The 22,480-nt window shown below is 69.2% G+C and carries 24 protein-coding genes; 16 read left to right on the top strand and 8 right to left on the bottom strand.

The genetic code is table 11. The annotated features are described in order from the left end of the window. Positions 1-2: 2 nt before the first annotated feature. The 4 genes from BJP32_RS12880 to BJP32_RS12865 form a co-directional block, all read right to left on the bottom strand. Positions 3-800, bottom strand: a complete 798-nt coding sequence (locus BJP32_RS12880) for a hypothetical protein (protein WP_052748101.1) — start codon at positions 798-800, stop codon at positions 3-5. 46 nt (positions 801-846) lie between these two features. Beyond that, a complete protein-coding gene (locus tag BJP32_RS12875; RefSeq protein WP_003164188.1) occupies positions 847-1,320 on the bottom strand; it encodes a GNAT family N-acetyltransferase in 474 nt (157 codons plus the stop codon). A gap of 70 nt (positions 1,321-1,390) precedes the next feature. Continuing rightward, on the bottom strand, positions 1,391-2,278 hold the full coding sequence (locus BJP32_RS12870; protein ID WP_046654523.1) for an alpha/beta fold hydrolase: 888 nt from the start codon (positions 2,276-2,278) through the stop codon (positions 1,391-1,393). Between the two features lie 5 nt (positions 2,279-2,283). Beyond that, positions 2,284-2,781 carry a Fur family transcriptional regulator gene (locus tag BJP32_RS12865; protein WP_003164191.1) on the bottom strand — a complete coding sequence of 166 codons (498 nt, stop codon included), beginning with the start codon at positions 2,779-2,781 and terminating at the stop codon, positions 2,284-2,286. 165 nt (positions 2,782-2,946) lie between these two features. Between BJP32_RS12865 and BJP32_RS12860 the strand changes: the two genes are divergently transcribed. After that, positions 2,947-3,738, top strand: coding sequence for a SapC family protein (locus tag BJP32_RS12860; RefSeq protein WP_003164192.1), 792 nt, complete (start codon positions 2,947-2,949; stop codon positions 3,736-3,738). Between the two features lie 241 nt (positions 3,739-3,979). Here the strand turns inward: BJP32_RS12860 and BJP32_RS12855 are convergent, their stop codons facing one another. Beyond that, positions 3,980-4,387, bottom strand: coding sequence for an acyl dehydratase (locus tag BJP32_RS12855; RefSeq protein WP_046654409.1), 408 nt, complete (start codon positions 4,385-4,387; stop codon positions 3,980-3,982). 17 nt (positions 4,388-4,404) lie between these two features. Continuing rightward, positions 4,405-5,427 (bottom strand): NADP-dependent oxidoreductase, encoded by a 1,023-nt coding sequence (locus tag BJP32_RS12850; RefSeq protein ID WP_003164194.1) that lies wholly within the window; start codon positions 5,425-5,427, stop codon positions 4,405-4,407. A 336-nt stretch (positions 5,428-5,763) separates the two neighbouring features. Between BJP32_RS12850 and BJP32_RS12845 the strand changes: the two genes are divergently transcribed. Further along, on the top strand, positions 5,764-6,069 hold the full coding sequence (locus BJP32_RS12845) for a hypothetical protein (RefSeq protein WP_076224400.1): 306 nt from the start codon (positions 5,764-5,766) through the stop codon (positions 6,067-6,069). Positions 6,070-6,139: 70 nt separating this feature from the next. Here the strand turns inward: BJP32_RS12845 and BJP32_RS12840 are convergent, their stop codons facing one another. Beyond that, the gene (locus BJP32_RS12840) at positions 6,140-6,931 is read right to left on the bottom strand and encodes a response regulator (RefSeq protein WP_003164196.1); all 792 of its coding nucleotides are present in this window, start codon (positions 6,929-6,931) and stop codon (positions 6,140-6,142) included. A 199-nt stretch (positions 6,932-7,130) separates the two neighbouring features. On the opposite strand from BJP32_RS12840, the gene BJP32_RS12835 reads away from it, so the two are divergent. From BJP32_RS12835 to BJP32_RS12785, 11 genes are all read left to right on the top strand, one after another. Next, a complete protein-coding gene (locus BJP32_RS12835; RefSeq protein WP_003164197.1) occupies positions 7,131-7,337 on the top strand; it encodes a NepR family anti-sigma factor in 207 nt (68 codons plus the stop codon). Beyond that, positions 7,334-7,936: a sigma-70 family RNA polymerase sigma factor gene (locus BJP32_RS12830; protein WP_003164198.1), complete on the top strand. Its 603-nt coding sequence runs from the start codon at positions 7,334-7,336 to the stop codon at positions 7,934-7,936. Before BJP32_RS12835 ends, BJP32_RS12830 begins: the two co-directional genes overlap by 4 nt. Positions 7,937-8,019: 83 nt before the next feature. After that, complete coding sequence (locus BJP32_RS12825) at positions 8,020-9,699, top strand: sensor histidine kinase (protein WP_233126840.1); 1,680 nt, start codon at positions 8,020-8,022, stop codon at positions 9,697-9,699. A 62-nt stretch (positions 9,700-9,761) separates the two neighbouring features. Next, complete coding sequence (locus BJP32_RS12820) at positions 9,762-9,899, top strand: entericidin A/B family lipoprotein (protein WP_025976938.1); 138 nt, start codon at positions 9,762-9,764, stop codon at positions 9,897-9,899. 138 nt (positions 9,900-10,037) lie between these two features. Continuing rightward, positions 10,038-11,156, top strand: coding sequence for an alanine dehydrogenase (gene ald, locus BJP32_RS12815; RefSeq protein WP_076224396.1), 1,119 nt, complete (start codon positions 10,038-10,040; stop codon positions 11,154-11,156). Between the two features lie 74 nt (positions 11,157-11,230). Further along, positions 11,231-11,551, top strand: a complete 321-nt coding sequence (locus BJP32_RS12810) for a hypothetical protein (RefSeq protein WP_003164202.1) — start codon at positions 11,231-11,233, stop codon at positions 11,549-11,551. Between the two features lie 53 nt (positions 11,552-11,604). Next, the gene (gene obgE, locus BJP32_RS12805) at positions 11,605-12,660 is read left to right on the top strand and encodes a GTPase ObgE (protein WP_003164204.1); all 1,056 of its coding nucleotides are present in this window, start codon (positions 11,605-11,607) and stop codon (positions 12,658-12,660) included. Positions 12,661-12,711: 51 nt separating this feature from the next. Then, entirely contained in the window at positions 12,712-15,606 is a 2,895-nt protein-coding gene (gene polA, locus BJP32_RS12800) for a DNA polymerase I (protein WP_046654405.1), read from the top strand. 29 nt (positions 15,607-15,635) lie between these two features. After that, positions 15,636-15,944 (top strand): GNAT family N-acetyltransferase, encoded by a 309-nt coding sequence (locus BJP32_RS12795; protein ID WP_003164207.1) that lies wholly within the window; start codon positions 15,636-15,638, stop codon positions 15,942-15,944. 39 nt (positions 15,945-15,983) lie between these two features. Next, positions 15,984-17,207 (top strand): NAD(P)/FAD-dependent oxidoreductase, encoded by a 1,224-nt coding sequence (locus BJP32_RS12790; protein WP_076224394.1) that lies wholly within the window; start codon positions 15,984-15,986, stop codon positions 17,205-17,207. A 146-nt stretch (positions 17,208-17,353) separates the two neighbouring features. After that, positions 17,354-17,701: a zf-TFIIB domain-containing protein gene (locus tag BJP32_RS12785; RefSeq protein ID WP_046654403.1), complete on the top strand. Its 348-nt coding sequence runs from the start codon at positions 17,354-17,356 to the stop codon at positions 17,699-17,701. 13 nt (positions 17,702-17,714) lie between these two features. Here BJP32_RS12785 and BJP32_RS12780 read toward each other — a convergent pair whose 3' ends face one another. Beyond that, positions 17,715-19,442: a hypothetical protein gene (locus BJP32_RS12780; RefSeq protein WP_046654402.1), complete on the bottom strand. Its 1,728-nt coding sequence runs from the start codon at positions 19,440-19,442 to the stop codon at positions 17,715-17,717. A gap of 216 nt (positions 19,443-19,658) precedes the next feature. On the opposite strand from BJP32_RS12780, the gene BJP32_RS12775 reads away from it, so the two are divergent. Genes BJP32_RS12775 through BJP32_RS12765 form a run of 3 tightly spaced genes read left to right on the top strand, consistent with a single transcriptional unit; the run spans position 19,659 to position 22,423 of the window. Then, the gene (locus BJP32_RS12775) at positions 19,659-20,366 is read left to right on the top strand and encodes a response regulator transcription factor (RefSeq protein WP_076224392.1); all 708 of its coding nucleotides are present in this window, start codon (positions 19,659-19,661) and stop codon (positions 20,364-20,366) included. Beyond that, positions 20,335-21,945 carry an ATP-binding protein gene (locus tag BJP32_RS12770; protein WP_046654401.1) on the top strand — a complete coding sequence of 537 codons (1,611 nt, stop codon included), beginning with the start codon at positions 20,335-20,337 and terminating at the stop codon, positions 21,943-21,945. The genes BJP32_RS12775 and BJP32_RS12770 overlap by 32 nt, the downstream gene beginning before the upstream one ends. Before the next feature lie 10 nt (positions 21,946-21,955). After that, the gene (locus BJP32_RS12765; RefSeq protein WP_046654399.1) at positions 21,956-22,423 is read left to right on the top strand and encodes an HPr kinase/phosphorylase; all 468 of its coding nucleotides are present in this window, start codon (positions 21,956-21,958) and stop codon (positions 22,421-22,423) included. Positions 22,424-22,480 lie beyond the last annotated feature (57 nt).

Raw genomic sequence — 22,480 nt, 5'->3', positions numbered from 1 at the left:
CGTCAGAAGAACAGGCTGTCGGCGTCGCGCCGCGCCTCGGGCGGATCGGTGCGCCGGGGCGAGGCGGGGCGCGCAGACGAAGCGCGGGGCGCGGGCGACGCCCTGGCTTCAGCCCGTCTGGGCGCCGGATCCCCCGGCAAGGACGGGGTCGGGGAGGCAGTCCGCGCCGGCGCCGCAACGGGCGGCGCGGGCGGCGCAGCGGTCTTGGCCGGCGGCGGGCCCAGGCGCGGATAGGCCGGCCCCTTCGGCTCGACCGCCCGGCGCGGCGCGACCACGGAAGGCGACGCCGGCGCCTCGACCGCATCCGCCGATGTCGCGGCCGAGGCCGCCAGCAGCTGACGCGCCTGCGCTCGCGCGCGCGGATGATCGCAGCGGCACAGCATCAGCCCGGTCGGCCCTCTCCAGATCAGCAGCGGGCGGCGCGGCGGCTCGGCCCAGCGGCGGGCCAGGCGCTCGATCTCGCGGACCAGTTCGGCGTCGTCCGTCGGCACGGGCCGAAGCTCATGGCCCTGGGCCTCGAGCTCGGAGGTGATCTGGGACAACCAGACGGCGCCGCTGGAATCGGGGCCGTCACGATCATGGACGTAAACAGGCGTAAGGCCGAAAGCGGCGCCCCCCGCCGCCGCGTCCAGCCGCGCCTCGAACCCCTCGGGCGCGATGATCGGCTGAGGCTCATGACGCGCGACCGCCAGCCACCAAGCGGCCAGCGCCACCCCCAGCATCAGCAGGCCCAGAACAGCGCCGATCAGCGCCCCCAACAGGATGCGCGGCAGTTGAGAAGAAGAGGCGGACGACGTCATCGTCCGTCAGGACTAGCATCGAACCGACGCACGACAACCCCTGAGGCTAGGGCGTGGTCTTCATGGCCTGGGCCGACCAGCGCACCACAACCTTCTCTTCCTGCTCGGCGCCGAGGCGGGCGTAGAAGCGCCGCGCGCCGTGATTGTCCGCGCGAACCTCCCAGCGGCCGCTCAGCCCCTCGCCCGCAGCCTCGGCCGCGAAAGCCCGCATCAGCGCCTCGCCTACGCCAGCGCCGCGCGCCTCTTCGGCCACGAACAGATCGTCGAGGTTGAGGTAGTCCCCGCCCCGCCAGATGCCGTAGACCCGCGTCCAGGAGACGAAACCCGCCGCCCGCCCCGCGATCTCGGCCAGAAGGAAGGCGGCGCGCGGCGGCTGGGTCGACAACGCCTGCGCCAGACTGTCCGGCGTGGCGGCGAGATAGGGCGTCAGGCCCTCATGCTCCGCCAGAGCGCGCATCAGGGCGTGGATGCGCCCGGCGTCCGTCGCCGTCGCGCGGCGCACCGTCAGGTCTGCGGTCATGACGATCCTCCCTCTCGGCCGGTTCCGTACGGCCTTTTGGCGCGACAGGGACGTTCCGCCAAGCGCGGGATCAGACCGCCAGGTCGAACAGGGCGTCGCGCGTGATCTCGGCGTGGGTCATGGGGAACAGATGGCCGCCGCCCGCCGTCGTCTCGACCTGCATGGCTGCGCGACGCGCTGAGGGCCGAACCGCGCACAGGCTGCCCGTCTCGCCCTTGAGGATGCGCACCGCTCCCGGATAGCGGGCCAGCGCCCGCCACGGGTCATGCGCCTGGGCGGCGTAGTTGGAGGCCTCCCACGCCGGGCTGCAGGTCAGTTCCAGTCCCCGATCCGTCTCGGCCAAGCCGTCGGCCAGATAGTCGGCCAGCATCAGGTCCGGCCAGCCCTTGAAGGCGCCGCGTCCGCGATAGGCGGCCAGGGCCTGTTCGCGGCTGTCGAACACCGCGCGGCGTTTCAGGGTGCGCGAGACGATGGGAAAGCCACGCGACAGTCGGCCCGCCAGCGGCAGGTTCAGCGCCATCACCATGGGACGCGGCCAAATCACCGGGTCGAGCAGCAGCAGGCGCGACACCCGTTCGGGCTGCTCGGCGGCGGCCAGCAGGCCGCTGGTCGCGCCGATGGAGTGGCCGGCCAGAGCCACGGGCGGGCCGCCGATCGCCTCCAGCAGGCCGATCAGGTCGTCGCGGTGATCCTTCCAGCTGCGATGGCCGTCCGGCTCGGCAGGCAGGCGCGTCGCGCCGTGGCCGCGCAGGTCGGGCGCCCAGATGCGCAGGGCGCTGGACAAGGGCTGCAGCAGGGTGCGGTAGGTGCGGGCGTTGAAGCCGTTGGCGTGGACGAAGACCAGATCGACCGGCCGCTCGCGATCGCCGAAGTCCAGAACCGCCATCTCGCCGCCGCCCCAGCGATTGTCGATGGGGACGCTGATCCGGCGCGGCGCCGACAGGGCCAGGGCGTCCATCAGGTTCAGGCCGCCACGCGACAAGCCGGGCAGCGGCCATGCCCTTCTATGGTGGTGCGTTCGATGGCGTAGCCGGCGCCGGCGGCGGCGCGGGCGAAGGCGTCGCCGCCCTGGACCGCCACCTCTTCGGCGGCGCCGCAGCAGTCGCAGATCAGGAAGGCCGCCGCGTGGCCCTTGTCTTCGCCCAGGGCGTCAGCGGTGCAGGCGACATAGGCGCTGATGGAGGCGATGCGGTGCGCCAGGCCCCGGCGCTCCAGGAAGTCCAGCGCGCGATAGACGGTCGGCGGCTTCGCCGCCTGGCCGTCCAGGCCGTAACGGGCGATCAGGTCATAGGCCTTCACCGGCTCGCCCGCCGTCAGCAGCAGCTCCAGCACCCGGCGACGCGGGGCGGTCATGCGCTCGCCGTCGGCGGCGCAGCGCGCCTCGACGGCCGTCAGGGCGCGCTCCACCTCGGCGGCGCCGAGCTCGTGTTCAGCGTGTTCATGATCGCAGGCCAGACCCATGGCCTACAGCTAAGAGGTCAGGGCCGCCGCTGCAACCGCATCGACGGTCGCACCCGCTCGGGTCGCCGCCCGCAGCCGGCGCAATGTGGCCAAACAGCGGCGTTTGCGGCGGCCCCGGCCATGGGCTAGAAGAACCGTCCTTTCTGTTCAGAAGATCCGTTTTTCATGACCGACGCCATCCAAGCGAACAGCCCCCTGTCGGGCAACGTCCTGTTCTATTCCCAGCCCGAGCCCCTGTCGGCCGAGGCTCACGGCAAGCTGGGCGTGACCCCGGCGGACAAGCCCTACGCCTTCGTCGCCCAGACCAATGTGGTGCCGCTGACGGTGACGGAGTTCGCCCCGGCCGCCCTCTCCTATCCGGTCATCTTCGTCGGCGACGCCAAGCAGCCGGTCGCCGCCATGGGCCTGAACGCTGGCGAGAACCTGTTCATCGAGGACGGCGACTTCCGTCCCGACGCCTACATCCCGGCCTACGTCCGCCGCTACCCCTTCGTCTTCGCCAATGACGAAGAGCAGAAGCGCCTGGTGCTGTGCATCGACCGCGCCGCCCCCTTCGTGGTCGAAGGCGGCGAGACCCCCCTGTTCGAGAACGGCCAGCCCAGCGGCTACGTCAACTTCGGCATGGAGTTCTGCAACAACTTCGAGCAGGAGCGCGTGCGCAGCGAATCCTTCGTCGCCCTGCTGAAGGAACTGGACCTGTTCGAGGTGCGCGAGGCCAACTACACCCCGCGCAACGCCGACGGCACGGCCGGAACGCCGCAGAAGATCGCCGAATATTTCGCCGTCTCGGAAGACAAGCTGAAGGCCCTGCCGGCCGAGAAGCTGGCCGAACTGCGCGACAACGGCGCCCTGGGCCAGATCTACGCCCACCTGGTGTCGCTGCTGGGTTGGGATCGTCTGATCGCCGTGGCCCTGACCCGCGCCGCCAAGCAGCAGCCGGTCGCCGCCAACGCCTGATTTTTTGAGGGCCTAACGCGCGTTCGCGCGGCTTGAGGCCCTTGGAACACCAAACGGCAAACGCCCCGTCAGGAAACTGGCGGGGCGTTTTCTTATCTTTCTCCCCTTGTGGGAGAAGGTGGCCCGCCAGGGCCGGATGAGGGGTCTCTCCGAAGTTTGACGCCGGCTGACGGTCAAGGGCGCGAAACCCCTCATCCGTCCGGCTTCGCCGTCCACCTTCTCCCCCAAGGGGAGAAGGATTCTAGCGGCGCGCGACCAGGGCGCGGGTCAGGCAGGAGAAGACCAGCCGCCCCGCCTCGTCCAGCAAGTCCTGCTGGGCGATGACCACGCCCTTTTCGTCCCCGACCGGATCCTTGCCCATGATGGTCAGACGGCCGCGCAGAAGCTCGCCCGCCGGGGGACTGCGCAGGAAGCGAAGCCCGTCGACCGCCAGGGTCTTGGCCCCCGCCCAACCGCTGGTTCGGTCGGCGGCCAGGCGGCTCCATAAGGCGTAGACCATGGCCTCCGGCGCGCCGTAGGCGACGTCCCAGCCCGGCTGGAACCGCTCGGCGAACAGGTCCAGCGCCGCCGCATCCACGGCGCAGGCGCCCAAAGGGATGACCTGACCGATCTCGAGATCCTCGAAATGGATGTGCAGCGGCTCGGTCATGCGCGGTCTTCCCTCCGTCAGGCGGCCGGTTCTTCCGACACCCTGACCATCAGCTTGCCGTCATGGTCGCCCGTGAACAAGCGGTTCAGCGAACCGACCGCCCCTTCCAACCCGTCGTCGACATGGACCTTCCAGTGGATCTTCCCGTCGGCCAGCCACGGGCCCATCTCGGCGACCATCTCCTTGGCGCGATGAGCGTAGTCGAGGACCAGGAAGCCCTTCACGTCCAGGCGGTGGGTGATGATGCGGGCGAAGTTGGGCGAAGGCGGCATCCGCGTGGCGTTGTAGGCCGAAATCAGGCCGCAGACGGCCATGCGGCCGTGCACCTTCAGCCGGTTCCAGACGGCGATCATGATGTCGCCGCCGACGTTCTCGAAATTGAGGTCGATGCCGTCGGGGGCCAGGCGATCCAGGGCGTCGCCGACGTCCTCGTTCTTATAGTCAACGGCGCCGTCGAAGCCGAGCTCCTCGGTCAGCCAGCGGCACTTCTCGGCGCCGCCGGCGATGCCGATGACGCGGCAGCCGCGCTGCTTGGCCACCTGACCGGCGATGGAGCCCACCGCCCCCGCCGCCGCCGAGATGACCAGGGTCTCGCCGGCCTTCGCCTTCAGCACGTCGGTGACGCCGAAATAGGCGGTCATGCCGGTCATGCCCAGAACGGACAGGTTGGCCGTCAACGGCAGGCCCGGCGCGCGGTGGACCGGTCGCAGCCCCGCCTCGGGCACGACGGCGTAGTCGGCCCAGGCCCCCGACAGGGGCATGACCAGATCGCCTTCCTTGTATCGCTCGCCGCGCGACTGCTCGACCACGCCCAGGGTCAGGCCGCGCATGACGTCGCCCAGGCCGACGGGCGGCAGATAGCCTTCGGAATCATTCATCCAGGTGCGGTTGGTCGGGTCGATCGACAGATAGACGGTGCGAACCAAAACCTCGCCGTCCTTCAGATCGGGCAGGACGCTCTCGACCAACTCCAGATCGCCGTCCTGAATCAGGCCGTGCGGCCGCTGACGCAGGATCCATTGTCTGTTGCGCAGGCTCATCAATCGGTCTCCTAAAGCGTTTTCTTTCAGAACCCATAGTGGCGCCTCGCCGCCAGAGGGCAAGCGCGACGGATCGACCGTTCGCCCCGGCCTGCCGACAAAAAAGAAGGCGGACCCGTTCAGGATCCGCCTAGGAGTCGCATCATCGAGAATGAGGCGAGGGCGAAGACCGGCCGAGCCGGCCCGGGGGAACGACCCTCGACAATCAGATAACGGCGAACGCGAAACTCGGTTCCAAAGGGCGCGGACCGCCCGCCGCTCCTCCCCGTCGGAACGGCGGAGCGGGGGCGGCGTTGGCCCTAGAGGTTTCCAGACCGCGAAAAAGGAGGCGAGCCGATGACCCACCAAGACCCGCATTCCCACTCCGCCGACGCCGTGCACGAGCACCAGGCGGTGGAGGCTCAGTATGTGCGCCAAGGCCGAAGCGGACGCCGCATCCTGGTGCTGCTGATCGTTTCGGCCGGGGCCGCCGCCATCCTGCTGCTGGGGTGGTGGGCGATCAACAACGCGGGGCTCCAACGCACCTCGGAAGCTACCGACACGACGCCCGAACCCTCGCCGGTTGTGCAGACCGACCCTGCGGTCCGCCCCGCGGGGCCGGAAGCCGCGCCGCCGCCTGTCGAACCGCCTCCGGCGCCCTGATGCGGTTCTGAACGAAAAAGGGCTCCGCTGCGGCGGAGCCCTTGATCTTGGCCGAAGAAATTCAGCCCGATCAGGCGGCCTGCTTCTGGCGCGACGGATGGAAGAACAGCGCCTGGCTGATCGCCGCCTTCACCGTCTCCGGCTGGAAGGGCTTGGTGATCAGGAAGGTCGGCTCGGGGCGCTCGCCGGTCAGCAGCCGCTCAGGGAAGGCGGTGATGAAGATGACCGGCACGTCGAACTTCTTGAGAATGTCCTTCACCGCATCGATGCCCGACGAGCCGTCGGCCAGTTGGATGTCGGCCAGCACCAGGCCCGGCGTGTGGCGTGACACGGCGTCCACGGCCTCGTCATGGGTGGTGGCGGTGCCGGTGACGCGATGGCCCAGCTCCTTCACCAGGCTTTCGATGTCGGCCGAGATGATCGCTTCATCTTCAATGATCAGGACGTCGGTAGCCAGCTCGGCGTCGATGTCCGACTGGGCCTCGGCGATCAGGCGTTCGACCGTGCGCGGATCGACGGCCAGGATCTGGGCCGCTTCGGACGGCGTGAATCCTTCCAGCGCGGTCAGCAGGAACGCCTGGCGCGAGCGCGGCGAAATCCGCATCAGGCGATGGGCGGCGTCGTCGCCCTCAGCCGCCGCGCCGTCCTCGAGCTGGGCGCCCGTGGCCGCCCAGATGGTGTGGAAAACATGATATAAAGCCACGCGCGGCGTCATGTCCGTCGGCAGCTGGCGCTCGCCCGCCGCGAGGGCTTCAAGGGCCACGCGGACGTAGTTGTCGCCCGTCGCCTGGTCGCCGGTCAGCGCCCGGGCGTAACGACGAACGTAGGGCAGATGAGGCGCTAGTCTGGCCAGAAGGCTCATATTGGTTCGTTCCCCGACAATCTTCGCGCCGCATGTCTAATGGCGCACCAGCGGATTGAACGTGCCAAATGGGCCGCGGTTCCCGCACCGTCCGCCAGCTTGAGCATAAAAACGTCCGGCGTTAGGAACTCTATGCGAGAGGCGGCGTTTTCCGTTTCTACAGGCGTTTCAACTGGCTTGGGCGGCAGCCGTAAACTCGATGATCAACACCAAGGACACCCCCGTTCACCCCGACGGGACACCGTCGAATGAGCGAGGGCTTGAAGAGGTTCGCCTGCGTCAGCAGGCGATCGGCGTGAAGCTGCGCCACATGTTCGACGAGGTCGTGAACGAACCCGTTCCCGACGAGTTCCTCGAGATTCTCAGACGCGCCGACCAAGCGTCGTCCACCAAGGAGGGACAGTGACCAGCACCCCATCCCGGCCCCCGTCGGCCGATGACGGCGCCTTCAAGGCCGAACTGGTCACCCTGATCCCCCACCTGCGCGCCTTCGCCCGCACCCTGACCGGCGACCCCACCGCCGCCGACGACCTGGCGCAGGAAGCCATGATGAAGGCCTGGGACGCCCGCGCCAGCTATCAGATGGGCACGAACATGAAGGCCTGGACCTTCATGATCCTGCGCAACCAGTTCTACTCCGAGAAGCGCCGCTCCTGGCGTCAGACCCAGCTTGACCAGGAAGCCGCCGAACGCACCCTGATCGCCGTCGACGATCCCGAGGCGCCCGTCGCCCTGGACGAACTGCGTCAGGCCTTGCAGACCCTGCCCGAAGAGCAGAGGGAAGCCCTGATCCTGGTCGGGGCCGGAGGGTTCGCCTATGAGGAGGCGGCTGAGATCTGCCAGTGCGCCGTGGGCACGGTGAAGAGCCGCGTGTCGCGCGCCCGCAAGGCGTTGCAGGCCACCTTGGAGCGCGGCGGCTACGCCCGCGACGGAAAGTCCGCCGGGGATGCGATGCGATCCATCCTGGCCGACGCCGACAGGCTGAGCGGCTCCGGGCGGAGATAGTCGTGCGGCGGATCGGCCGGGTTCTGGGGCGAAAGCTCGGATGGCCCAGCGTGCAGGGAATCCGCTTTCGCCTGGGCGTGGCCATGGCCATCGCCCTGCTGCCGATCCTGCTGCTGGCCATGATCCAGACCGAGGCGGGCTTCCGCCGCCAGGCCGCCGAACAGCGCATCGATCTGCAACTGGCCGCCGACCGCAGCGCCGCCCACGCCAAGAACAACATCGACAGCGCCGTGGTGCTGTTGCAGGCCCTGGCCCCCGAAGGCGTCGGCTTCTATTGCGAACCGCGGCTGACGACCCTGGTCGAACGGATGGACAGCATCGCCGCCCTGGCCCGTTTCAGCGCCACGGGCGAGCCGGTCTGCGCCTCCCGCTCCAATCCGCCGCCCTCCGGCGCCGAGGTGCGCGAGCGGTCCTGGTATCAGCGGCTGAGGCGCGGCGAGAACGTCGTCATGGAGTGGACCGCCGGGAAGCCGAACGCCCTGTTGGTCGCGGTCCGCTCCGAACGGCCCATGGGCGCCTTCCAAGGCGCCATGACCGCCATTCTGCCGCTGGCTGCGCTGCAGCCGGACATTCGCGATCCCGCCCTGCCCCTGGGGGCCCAGGCGGCGGTGATCGACGCGTCCGGACGAGTGCTGACCACGACCGACGCCGAATCCTTCCAGCTCAACGATCCCCAGGCCATCGTCGCCTGGGCCGCTGAGGCCCAACGCGGCGACACCACCCTGTTCGAGGCGAAGGACGCGCGCGGCCGCCGCCACGTCTATGCGGGGGCGCCGCTGTCGGGGCGCGACGTCTTCGTCCTGCTGTCGGCGCCCGCGCCGGGCCTGCTGTCCTGGGCGCGATTGAACCCCTTCGGCACCCTGCTGCTGCCGCTGGCGGCCTGGCTGGCGACCTTCGCCGCCGTCATGCTGTTGTCGGAACGGATCGTCGTGCGCTGGCTGATCTATCTGGAGCGGGTGGCCGCCATCTATGCGCGCGGCCGCTTTTCGGTCCGCCCCGTCCAGGCCGAGCACGCCCCGGCCGAAATCCGCGTCCTGGCCCGCACCCTCGGCGCCCTGGGCGACAACATCACCCGACGCGACAAGGCCCTGCTGGAGGCCCTGGACGAGAAGGACGCGCTGATGCGCGAAATCCATCACCGGGTGAAGAACAACCTGCAGATCATCTCGTCCCTGCTGTCGATGCAGCAGCGGGCGGTGACAGACCCCAGCGCCCGCGCGGCCCTGGGCGACACCCGCCAGAGGATCGCCGCCCTGGCCCTGATCTACCGCATTCTCTACCAGAGCGAGCACGTCCGCGAGGCCGACTCCGAGACCTTCCTGCGCGAACTGGTCGGCCAGCTGATCGCCGGAGAAGCGATGCGCGGCCCTCTGGTGACCACGACGATCCAAGCCGATCCCCTGGTCATCGACCCCGACAAGCTGGCGCCCCTGGCCCTGTGGGTGGTGGAGGCCGTCTCCAACGCCCAGAAGCACGCCTTCGCCGAGCGCGGCGGCGACCTTCAGGTCCGCTTCCGGGTCCAGGGCGACACCAGCGTGCTGGAGGTGCAGGACGACGGCCCCGGCGTCGCCGACGCCGCCGGGGCGGGGGTGGGCCGCACCCTGATGATCGCCTTCGCCAAACAGCTGCGCGGCGAGGCTGAGATCGTCCCGGCGCCCGACGGGGGCTCGATCGCCCGCCTGACTTTCGTCACGCCCGAAGCCCACGGATCGGCCCATGTGCGCGAGGTCGCCGCCTTCCGGGTCAGTGGAACCCGACCTTGAGCGTGGCGTTCAGAAAACCTGAGGGCTTCCGTCCCGACCGTCCCATGTCTCAGGAGCATTCCATGCGCAAAATCATCATCCTGGCCGTCGCCGCCGCGGCCCTGACCACCGCCGCCTGCAACACCATCCAAGGCGTCGGCAAGGACACCCAGGCCGCCGGCCAGGCCGTCGAAGGCGCCGCCCGCGACGCCAAGAACTGATCCCCTTCCGATCAGGAGGCTGCGCCTGGACCCCGCCGAGAGCATCGCTCGGCGGGGTTTTATTTTTCACTGGCGCGACCTTGGCGGCTCATTTAGCGTCGCCGCGCCCCATGAAGGGGCCAGGACTTTGAAAAGAAGATGCGCGTCGGCTGCCCCCGAGAAATCAAGACCAACGAACATCGCGTCGGCCTGACGCCCGCCGCCGTACGCGAATACGTCGCCCACGGCCACGCCGTCGTCATGGAGACGAGCGCAGGTCTCGGCGCGGGCTTCTCCGACGCCGACTACGTCAAGGCGGGCGCCCGCATCGCGCCGGACGCCCGCACCGTCTTCGCCGGCAGCGACATGATCGTGAAGGTCAAGGAGCTGCAGCCGACCGAGTTCTCCCTGCTGAACGACGGCCACATCCTCTTCACCTATCTGCATCTGGCGCCCGATCCCGAACAGACCAAGGCCCTGCTGGCCTCCGGCTGCGCGGCCGTGGCCTATGAGACGGTGACCGACAAGAACGGCGGCCTGCCGCTACTGGCGCCCATGTCCGAGGTGGCGGGGCGCATCGCCGTCTTCTCGGCGGCCGAGACCCTGCTCAAGCACAAGGGCGGCATGGGACTGCTGTTCTGCGGCGTGCCGGGCGTCGCGCCGGCGCGCGTGCTGGTGCTGGGCGGCGGGGTCGTGGGACTGAACGCCGCGCGCATGGCCATGGGTCTGGGCGCCGAGGTGGTGGTGCTGGAACGCTCCATTCCCCGGATGCGCCAGATCGACGAAGTGACCGGCGGCCGGGTCATCACCCGCTATTCCTCTCTGCACGCCATCGAAGATGAACTGCCCAAGGCCGATGTGGTGATCGGCGCCGTCCTGACGCCGGGGGCGGAGGCGCCGACCCTGGTGCGGCGCGACCAGCTGGCGTCGATGAAGAAGGGCAGCGTCCTGATCGACGTCGCCATCGACCAGGGCGGCTGTTTCGAGACCTCGCGCCCGACCACCCACGACCAGCCGACCTATGTGGTCGACGACGTGATCCACTACTGCGTCGGCAACATGCCCGGCGCCGTGCCCCGCACCAGTTCGGAAGCCCTGAACAACGCCACCCTGCCCTTCGGCCTGGCCCTGGCCGACCGGGGGCTGGAGGCCCTGCGCGCCGACCCGCACCTGGCCAAGGGGCTGAACGTGCTGAAGGGCGAGATCACCCATCCGGCCGTGGCCCAGGCGCTGGGCATGGACTGGCGCGACCCCTTCGGCGTCTGGGCGCACGGATGAAGATAGGCCAACGGGCTTGCCGTCGTTCAGACGGCGCCCCAGGAATGCGATTCTAACTGTTCAGGAGCTTAGCCATGCTGCTTCTTGTCATGATGTCCATCGTCGCATTCCAAGAGACACCGCCCCCGGCCGGGGCGCCCGCGACGGCGTCCGTGCGCTGGTCGGCGCCGCCGCGCGCCGAAACTCCGCCCAAGGCTCTGCAGGACAAGGTCAGCGGCGCCGCCACCTTGCGCTGCGACTTCACGAGCGGCTCGCCGACCGCCTGCCGCATCATCGCCGAGAACCCGGTCGGTTACGGCTTCGGCATGGCGGCGCTGCGCGCAACGCGATCCGCGCGGGCTGCAAACGGCCTCGACGGACTTCACGAATTCTCGGTCGCCTTCGAAGTTCGCTGACGTCGAACGGGTCTGGCCTGTAATTCGCCGCTCTCTTCGGCCATAAGGCGCCCATGAAGTTCCTCGATCAGGCCAAGATCTATATTCGCTCCGGCAACGGCGGCGCGGGCTCTGTCTCGTTCCGTCGCGAAAAATTCATTCCCAACGGCGGTCCCGACGGCGGCGACGGCGGCAAGGGCGGCGACGTCTGGGTCGAGTCTGCCGACGGGCTGAACACCCTGATCGACTTCCGCTATCAGCAGCATTTCAAGGCCGCGACCGGCAACCACGGCCAGGGCCGCCAGATGCACGGAGCCAAGGGCGAGGACGTGGTCCTGCGCGTGCCCGTCGGCACCCAGGTGCTGGACGAGGACAAGGAGACGGTGCTCGTCGATCTGGACGAGCCGGGCATGAAGGTGAAGCTGCTGTCCGGCGGCAACGGCGGCTGGGGCAACACCCGCTTCAAGGGGCCGGTCAACCAGGCGCCGCGCCACGCCAACCCCGGCCAGGAAGGCCAGGAGCGCTGGATCTGGCTGCGGCTGAAGCTGATCGCCGACATCGGCCTGGCGGGCCTGCCCAATGCGGGCAAGTCGACCTTCCTGTCCGCCGTCTCGGCGGCGCGGCCCAAGGTGGCGGACTATCCCTTCACCACCCTGACGCCGAACCTGGGCATGGTGGACCTGAGCCCGTCGGAACGCTTCGTCATCGCCGACATCCCCGGCCTGATCGAAGGCGCCAGCGAGGGCGCAGGGCTGGGCACCCGCTTCCTGGGCCACGTCGAGCGATCGGCCAGCCTGATCCACCTGATCGACGGCACGCAGGACGACGTGGTCGAGGCCTATCGCATCATCCGCGGCGAGCTGGAGGCCTATGGCGAGGGCCTGGCCGACAAGGTCGAGATTCTGGCGCTGAACAAGATCGACGCCCTGACGCCCGAGGCCCGCGAGGAGAAGGCGGCGGAGCTGGAGGCGGTCGCCGGTCGTCGGCCCTATCTGGTGTCCGGCGTCTCGGGCGAGGGCGTGACCGAGCTGCTGCGCGCCGCCTGGGCCGAGGTGAAGAAGACTCGCGGCGAGGTCTCGGACGAGGGCGAACACGTCATCCCCGAAACGCCGGGCGGCTGGCAGCCCTAATCCGTCACATGGCCGGATGACGGGGGCGTCGCCGCCCCCTATGTTCGCGCCATGACCGACGCGCCCGCCGAAATCCCCGCCCGCCCCCTCACGCAAGACGGGCCGCCTCTGCGGCTGTGGATGATCGACGCCTCGGCCTACATCTTCCGCGCCTATCACGCCCTGCCGCCGCTGACCCGCAAGTCGGACGGCCTGCCTGTAGGGGCCGTGCAGGGCTACTGCAACATGCTGTGGAAGCTACTGAAGGACATGAAGGGCGAGGACGGGCCGACGCACCTGGTCGCCGTCTTCGACCATTCGGAGAAGACCTTCCGCAACGATCTCTATGACCAGTACAAGGCCCACCGCCCTCCCGCGCCCGAAGACCTCGTGCCGCAGTTTCCCCTGGTGCGCGAGGCGACCAAGGCCTTCGGCGTCCACTGCGTCGAGATGGCGGGCTATGAGGCCGACGACCTGATCGCCACCTATGCCTGTCAGGCGCGCGACGCGGGCGGCGAGGCGGTGATCGTCAGCTCCGACAAGGATCTGATGCAGCTGATCGGCGACGGCGTGGTCATGTACGACCCGATGAAGGACCGTCGCCTGGAAGAAGAGGCCGTGTTCGAGAAGTTCGGCGTCACGCCGGACAAGGTGGTCGAGGTTCAGGCCCTGATCGGCGACAGCGTCGACAACGTCCCCGGCGCCCCCGGCATCGGCCCCAAGACGGCGGCCCAGCTGATCCACGAATACGGCGACCTCGACACGCTTCTGGCGCGCGCCAGCGAGATCAAACAGCCCAAACGCCGCGAGACCCTGATCAACTTCGCCGACCAGATCCGCCTGTCGCGCGAACTGGTGAAGCTGACCTGCGACGCGCCGATCCCTGAACCGATCGACGACTTCCTGATCCGCGATCCGGACCCTGAAACCCTGTCGGCCTTCCTGGAGACGATGGAGTTCAAATCGCTGGCCCGCCGCGTCGGCGACGGCAAGGCGCCGCAGAAGGAAGGCTCGGCCTTCACCCGCCAGCCGAGCGCGCCCGTCGCCACCCCGCGCTACGGCCAGACCGAGGTCGCCGCGCCGACAGAGACCCATGCGATCGATCGGGATCGCTATGAATGCGTGCAGACGCTGGAAGACCTCGACCGCTGGATCGCGCGGGCCAGGGCGGCAGGCGTGGTCGGCTTCGACACCGAGACCGACGCCCTGTCCTCGACCCACGCCGGGCTGTGCGGCGTGTCGCTGGCGGTCGGGCCGAACGAGGCCTGCTACATCCCCCTGACGCATGAGCATGAGCCGACCGGCGACGGCGGGCTTGACTTCGGCGACGGCGGCGACGCGCGCCCGCCCCTGCAACAGATCGACAAGCCGACGGCCCTGGCTCGACTGAAAGACCTGCTGGAAGACCCGTCGGTGCTGAAGGTCGGCCAGAACATCAAATACGACCTCGCCGTCATGGCCCGACGCGACATCCGCGTCGCCCCGATCGACGATGTGATGCTGATCTCCTACGTCCTCGAAGGCGGTCTGCACGGCCACGGCATGGACGAGCTGGCGCGGCTGCACCTCGGCCACGAGCCGATCCCGTTCAAGAGCGTGGCCGGGACCGGCAAGAGCCAGAAGAGCTTCAAACACGTCGAGCTGAAATCGGCCGTCTGCTACGCCGCCGAGGACGCGGACGTGACCCTGCGCCTGCATCGCCTGCTGAAGCCGCGCCTGGCGGCCGAGGGCCTGTCGAATGTCTATGAGACGCTGGAGCGCGGCATGCCCGCCGTCCTGGCCGACATGGAGCGGGCCGGGGTGCGGGTCGACCCGGACCGGCTGCGCTCGCTGTCCTCGACCTTCGGCCAGCGCATGGCCGAGCTGGAGGAAGAGGCGCACAAGCTGGCCGGCCGCCCGTTCAACGTCGGCAGCCCCCGCCAGATCGGCGAGATCCTGTTCGGCGAAATGAACCTGCCCGGCGGCAAGAAGACCGCCAGCGGCCAATGGGGCACCGACGCCAGCGTGCTGGAGGATCTGGCCCAGAGCCATCCCCTGCCCCGCACCATTCTGGACTGGCGCCAGCTGTCCAAGCTGAAGGGCACCTATACCGACGCCCTGGTGGCGGCGATGGACCCGCAGACGAACCGGGTCCACACCTCCTATCAACTGGCGGCGGCGACCACCGGCCGCCTGGCCTCGTCCGACCCCAACCTGCAGAACATCCCGATCCGCACCGAGACTGGCCGCCAGATCCGCCAGGCCTTCATCGCCTCGCCGGGCCATGTGCTGATCAGCGCAGACTACAGCCAGATCGAGCTGCGCCTGCTGGCCCACATCGGCGACATTCCCGAGCTGAAGCGCGCCTTCAAGAGCGGCCTCGACATTCACGCGGCGACCGCATCCGAGATGTTCGGCGTCCCGGTCGAAGGCATGCCCAGCGAGACGCGCCGCCGGGCCAAGGCCATCAACTTCGGCATCATCTACGGCATCAGCGCCTTCGGCCTGGCCGCCCAGCTGGGCATCGATCAGGGCGAGGCCGGGGCCTACATCAAGACCTATTTCGAGCGCTTCCCCGGCATCCGCGACTACATGGACAGGACCAAGGCGCTGGTGAAGGAGCAAGGCTTCGTCACCACCGTCTTCGGGCGGCGCATCCACATCCCGGCCATCCACTCCAAGTCCGGCGCCGAGCGCCAGTTCGGCGAGCGCGCGGCCATCAACGCCCCGATCCAGGGCGCCGCCGCCGACATCATCCGCCGCGCCATGATCCGCATGCCGGGCGCCCTGGCCGAGGCCGGGCTTCAGACCCGCATGCTGCTGCAGGTCCACGACGAACTGGTGTTCGAGGCCCCCGAAGCCGAGGCCGAGCGCGCCGTCGCCGTCATCCGCCGCATCATGGAAGGCGCCGCCCTGCCCGCTGTGGCCCTGAGCGTGCCGCTGGACGTCGAAGCCAAGGCCGCCGGCAACTGGGACGACGCGCACTAAATCCGCTTATCTTTGAATAGGGACGAGACATGAGCCTGGACCCCGAAATCCGCGACAATGAAGAGGCCAAGCGTTACGAGCTGGAGGTCGACGGCGAGACCGCCGTGGTCATTTACAACCCCGTCGCGGGCGGGCGGCTGATCACCGAGACCATCGTGCCTGTCCCGCTGGAAGGACGCGGCATAGCCAGCCGCATGGCCAAGCACGTTCTGGCCGATCTGAAGGCGAAAGAGCTGCTGATCCTGCCGACCTGCCCCTTCTTCTCCGGCTATCTGAAGAAGCACCCGGAATACGCCGATCAGGTGCATCCGACCTATCGGGCCATGCTGGGCCTGTAGGCCATCGCTTCAAGCCCCGCCGCCTGCTAGGGCGGGGCGATGAAGTCTTCAGACATCGACGTCCTGATCGTCGGCGCCGGCGCGGCCGGCATGATGTGCGCCATCGAGGCGGGCAAGCGCGGCCGCCGCGTGCGCGTGATCGACCACGCCCGCGCCCCCGGCGAAAAGATCCGCATCTCGGGCGGCGGGCGTTGCAACTTCACCAATCTGGGGACCGGCGGCGCCAATTTCCTGGGAGAGAATCCGCGCTTCGCCCTGTCGGCCCTGCGCCGCTTCACCCAGCACGACTTCATCAAGATGGTGGATCGCCATGGCGTCGCCTGGCACGAGAAAACGCTCGGCCAGCTGTTCTGCGACGACAGCGCCAAGCAGATCATCCGCATGCTGACCGACGAGATGAAGGCGGCGGGCGTCAGCCTGTCGCTGGGCGTCGGCGTCAAGGCGGTGGTGCGCGCGGGCGAGCGGTTTCAGGTCGATCTGGACGACGGATCGCGCGTGACGGCCGCCTCTCTGGTCGTCGCGACCGGCGGCAAGTCCATTCCCAAGATGGGGGCCACCGGCTGGGGCTATGAGGTCGCGCGGCGCTTCGGCCTGCGCGTCACCGACACCCGGCCCGCGCTCGTTCCTCTGACCTTCGAGCCGGGATTGCTGGAACAGTTGAAGCCTCTGGCGGGCGTGTCGGTCGACGCCGTGGTGCGGCACAAGGCGCCCAAGGATGCAGGCGCGGGCCGTCCGGCCAAGGAAACCGTCTTCCGCGAAGGCCTGCTGTTCACCCATCGCGGCCTGTCGGGGCCCTCGATCCTGCAGATCAGCTCCTACTGGCGCGAGAGCGAGGCGATTACCGTCGATCTGGCCCCCGATCGCGACGCGGCCGCTGAAATTCTGGCCGCCAAGACCGAGAACGGCAAGCAAGCGGTCCACACGGCCGTCGGCCACGTCGTGCCGCGCCGTCTGGCCGAGGCCCTGTGCGCGCGCGAAAACCTGTCGGGCAAGCTGGCCGAGGTTGGCGACAAGAAGCTGCGCGCCCTGGCCGAAAGGATCAACGCCTGGACGGTCAAGCCCGTCGGATCCGAAGGCTATCGCACCGCCGAGGTCACCCTGGGCGGGGTCGACACCGCCGCCCTAGACCAGCAGACGATGGAGGCCAAGGCTGTGCCCGGCTTGTTCTTCATCGGCGAGGTCGCGGACGTCACCGGCTGGCTGGGCGGCTACAACTTCCAGTGGGCCTGGTCGTCGGGCTGGGCGGCGGGCCAGCACTGCTGACGGCGTGAAAACAGAACCTGCGGCGACGCGGCGCGTTGTCGCGCAGGCGGGCGATCCCTACCTCTTCTGCTCTAGCGGGACGGGCCCCTCTGGCGGCGCTTCGGCGGCGTGATGTCGGACCGCATTCAACGACGAAAGAGGATGTCATGCCCCTGCTGATGTGCCCGAACGACAATGCGCCCATGCAGACGCTGGACCGCCACGGCGTCCAGTTCGACATGTGCCCGACCTGCCGCGGCGTCTGGCTGGATCGCGGCGAGCTGGAGAAGCTGATGGCCGCCGCCGGCGATGAAGGGCGCGCCGCCGCCCCTGCCTACGCCCCGCCGCCGCAACCGGCCCAGCCGCAGCCTCAGCAACCCTGGGGAAGCCAGCCGACCTATCGCGAGCCGCCGCGTCCTCGCGACGACCGCTATGAGCACGATCGTCGCCGCGACGACGACTACCACTACCGCAAAAAGAAGAAGCGGCTGGACATCTTCGACATCTTCGACTGACGCCGAAGAGCGGTCAGGCCGCCAGGCCGACCGCCTGCATCAAGGGCCGCAGGGTCAGCACCGCCTGCGGCTCCGCCCCCAGGGCGGCGCGGGTGTCCGGCGCGCGCAGCAGACGCAAGGCCTCGGCCCGCGCGCGCTCCGCGACCGGGCCGGTCGGGCCGGTCTCCGCCGCCGCCAGCCGCAGCAGGGCCGCCAGCTTCTGAGGGATCGGCGCCGGCGCGCGGGCGATCTGCGTCGTCAGCCGCGCATCGGCCTCGACCGCGCCGCCGACCAGGCCCAGAGCGTCGACGACAGCCTGGGTCTCGCGCTCGGGCAGACCCGAGTTGCGCACCGACCGCTGCAGCGCGACCAGCGACAGCAGACGCTGCCCCGGCGGCGCGGCTTCGGTCGTCAGGCGGCCGCGCAACTCGGTCTCGAAGCGCAGGGAGGCGACGCAGGCGTCCAGCCAGCGCGCCGCCGCCCGCTTGTTGGCGCCGCCGGTGACATTCTCGCACAGGCGGGTCAGGCGCTCGGCCTCGGCCAGAACGGACGTGCAGTCGGCGACATAGGCGGCGACGAAGTCGGCGGCGACCAGGCTGCGCGAGCGCTCGATGAAGGCGGTCTGCACCTCCTCCAGCGTCAGCAGCCGTCCCGCCGTGGCCGTCAGGGCGGTGGCCAGGGCGCGCAGAATGTCGATCTCGCCTACGGCGTCGCCGGGCCGCAGGCGGCGCTGGCTCATCAGTTCGCGCAGCACCATCCGCGCCAGGGCCGCCGCCAGCAGGGGGAACTCGCCGGCCGCCAACCGCTCGCCCAGACGTGCGGGCGGGCCTTCCACCGGCGGCACCAGCAGGGTCAGGCGTGGATCATGGGCGAGGATGGCGCCCACCTCGCGCGGGGCGACCATGCGCACGGCCGCCGCCAGGCTGGAGCCCTGATCCAGACCGGGGCCGAGAATCTGCGCCAGGCCCGCGCGCGATCCCAGAAGCTCGCACAGGATCTGCTCGACCGCGACGAACACCAGGGCGCGCGGCGGCCCCTCGATCGGCGCCCGATCGCAGATGTCCATCAGCCGCTCCAGCCGCGCCCGCGCTCCCGTCAGGCCGCGCAGCGATCCGGCCACCGCCCCGCCCATGAGAAAGGCCCGGTCCGCGGCGCCGGTCAGGCTGCGCGCCAGATCAGCGACGGATCGCGTCTCCAGATCGACGAACGTCCGGCTGCGGCCCGCCTTCAACAGCCGCTCGATCGCCTGTTCGGCCAGGCGCTGATAGTGGCGCATCAGTTCGTGCACCGATTGGCCGGGAACGGCCTGGGCCTCAGGCACGGCGACCTTCTGGATGGCGTGCTGCAGCTCCACGCCCGACGCTTCCAGCCGTTCGGCCAGATCCGGCCGGTGCAGCAGCTCGAAGGCCGTCGCGCCCTGGCGACCCAGCCAGTCTTCCAGGATGCGGCCGATGGTCTCGCGCGCATGGGGGGCGTAGAGATCCTGCACGCCGCGACAGGCGGGGCCGCGCGGTTCGACCGGCGCCGGGCGCTTGCGCTTCAGTTCCGGCGCCCCTCGCGTCAGGACGACGACGCTGGCGAACTCCATGGTCTCGGGGTCCATCGTCTCCTTGGTGACGCGCACGGCCACGGCCTGACGGTCGCGCATCAGATCCTCGGCCGTCTCCATGGCGCGGCGGCGGTCCTCCATCGCCTGCGACAGCGACCAGTCGTCCGGCGGCGTGCGGCGGATGTAGATTTCGTAGTGAACGGGACCAGCCATGGCGCCTTCGTGGACAGCGAGACGGCCATTCTGACTTTCCAGGCTTTAAGGCGAGGTTTCGTCTTTTCCTCACACGGGTTGAAAGGCAGAGTCGCGCAAACCATTTTGCGGTGGCCGTAAAGTCACCGCGAATGCATAGAACGGTTACGCTTGCCGTGCGTTACCGGATACGGCGGCCGATCACGCGATCGCCCCGCCCGCACTAAGGAGAAGCCCTTGGCTAACATCACCCTGGTCGACGACGACGAGAACATCGTGGCCTCCGTCTCACTGGCGCTGGAAAGCCACGGCCATACGGTGACCGCCTATCACGACGGCGCCTTGGGCCTGGAAGCGCTGGAGACCACCCCGCCGGACCTGGCCATCCTGGACGTCAAGATGCCCCGCATGGACGGCATGGAAGTGCTGCGCCGTCTGCGCCAGACCTCCAGCATTCCGGTCATCATGCTGACGTCCAAGGACGAGGAGATCGACGAGATCCTCGGCTTCAACCTCGGCGCCGACGACTATATCCACAAACCCTTCAGCCAGCGCCTGCTGATCGAGCGGGTGAAGGCCCTGCTGCGCCGCGCAGGCGTGGAAGGTCTGGACCCCGTCGATCCCGCCGCCGTCGAAGCCGGCAAGGCGATCAAGCGCGGCAAGCTGTCGATGGACCCGGCGCGCCACGAATCGACCTGGGACGGCAAGCCGGTGAAGCTGACCGTCACCGAGTTCCTGCTGCTGCAGGCCCTGGCCCAGCGCCCCGGCTTCGTGAAGAGCCGCGACAATCTGATGGACGCCGCCTATGACGATCAGGTCTATGTCGACGACCGCACCATCGACAGCCATGTGAAACGGATGCGAAAGAAGTTCCGCATGGTCGACCCTGAGTTCGACGCTATCGAGACCCTGTATGGCGTCGGATACCGCTACCGCGAGAGCTGAACCTGAAGACGCCCCGGCGCGGCGCCGATTCCGCTTCGGCGGCTCGCGCCTGGGCGGCTTCATTCTGGCCCTCAATCTTCTCAGCCTGCTGATTCTGTTCGGCGGCGCCCTGCTGCTCAACGAGTGGCGGCGCGGTCTGATCGAGGCGCGCCAAGAATCGCTCGGCGTCCAGGCCGAACTGCTCGCCAACGTCCTGGGCGAACTGGGCATCACCCAGGGCGACCCCTATCCCATGCTGGACGATCGCGCGGCCGCCTTGTGGCTGCGCGACAACTTCATCCCGGCGGGCCAGCGCGCCCGACTGTTCGACATGGACGGCATCGAAGTGTCGGACTCCTTCCGGGTCAGCGACACCATTCCCGGCGCCCCTCTACCCCCGGCCAACCCGGCAGGCACGGCCCTGGCGCCGTCCGAGCCGTCGCCGCGCGAGACCGCGCGCCTGGCCCGCGCCGATGCGGAACTGTCGGCCGAGGTCGAGCGCGCCCTGCAGGGCACGCCTCAGGCCGCCATCCGCCGAAACGAAGAGGGCGAGCGCGTCGTCTCCGTCTCCCTGCCCGTGCGCCATGTGCAGCAAGTGCTGGGCGTGCTGACCCTGGAAGCCGGCGACGTCAACGCCACCCTGGACGCGCAACGCCGCGCCCTGATGCCCTTCGCCCTGGTGGCGTTGGCGGTGAACCTGCTGGCGTCGCTGGTGCTGCACCTGTTCGTGGCGCGGCCGGTGATGCGGCTGTCGGCGGCGGCGGATCAGGTGCGCCTGCAGCGCGCCCGCGCCATCTCCCTGCCCGACCTCGAGGATCGTCGCGACGAGATCGGCGACCTGGCCCGCGCGCTTGAATCCATGACCGACACCCTGTCGACGCGCATGGACGCCATCGAGCGGTTCGCCGCCGACGTCAGCCACGAGATCAAGAACCCCCTGACCTCGATCCGTTCAGCGCTGGAGACCCTGCCCCTGGTCAAGACCGATGAGCAGCGGGCCCGCCTGACCAATCTGCTGCAGCAGGACGTGCGGCGGCTGGATCGCCTGATCACCGACATCTCCAACGCCTCGCGCCTGGACGCCGAACTGTCGCGCGACCGCCCGCGCGCCATCGATCTGAAGGAGCTGCTGGGCGACATCATCGGCGTCTATGAGGCCGGACAGAAGCCGGGCGAGCCCCCGGTGCGCTTCGTCTCGACCGCCGACAGCGCCCGCGTCATCGGCCGCGACATTCCTCTGGGGCAGGTGTTCCGCAACCTGATCGACAACGCCCGCTCCTTCAGCCCGCCCGACGGCGAAGTGCGGGTGAGCCTGGAACGCGACGACAGCCAGCCCGACCTGCCCCTGCGCGTCCGCGTCGAGGACGACGGCCCCGGCATCCCGGCCGACAACCTGGAGACGGTGTTCGAGCGCTTCTACACCTCGCGGCCCAAGGGCACGGCCTTCGGCGCCAACTCGGGCCTGGGCCTGGCCATCGTGCGCCAAATCATCGACGCCCACGGCGGGCATGTCCACGCCGAGAACCGCACCGGTCCCGACGGCGCCGTGGTCGGCGCCCGCTTCGAGGTGCGGTTGCCGGCGACGGGCAAGCGCCCGTGATCCGACGCTCATGACCCCGTCGCGCCAGCCCCTGCACGCCACCGTCGTCGCCACCCGCCTCAAAGGCGCCTGGCGCGGCGTGCTGATTCAGGGACGATCCGGCGCGGGCAAGAGCGACCTGGCCCTGCGGCTGATGCAGAACGGCTGGCGGCTGGTCGGCGATGACTGGGTCGAGGTTTTCGCCTGCAAGGGCGCCCTCTACGCCGCCGCGCCCGCGACCATCGCCGGACGGATGGAGGTGCGCGGCCTGGGCGTCGTCAGCCGGCCTTTCCTGCCCCTGACGCGGATCGCTCTGTCGCTGCATCTAACCCATGAACCGGTCGAGCGGATGCCCGAAGCGGGCCAGGACGTGATCGACGGAATCGCGATTCCGCGCCTGGTTCTGGACCCTCGCCCCGCCTCGGCGCCCCTGGTCGTCGTGGCGGCGGCGGAGCTCGTCGCAAAGCGTCAGTTAGGGCGCGACGACGGCGCCCTTTGATCCGCGCCGCGATTGCCCTATGAAACGAGGCTTGTCGCTCGTCGAGGCGAGCAGGGG

Origin of the sequence: Brevundimonas sp. ZS04 (assembly GCF_001956865.1) — a bacterium.
Classification (GTDB): Bacteria; Pseudomonadota; Alphaproteobacteria; order Caulobacterales; family Caulobacteraceae; genus Brevundimonas; species Brevundimonas diminuta.
The sequence above is the reverse complement of the archived record's forward strand: the minus strand, read 5'-3'. Positions and strand labels throughout refer to the sequence as shown.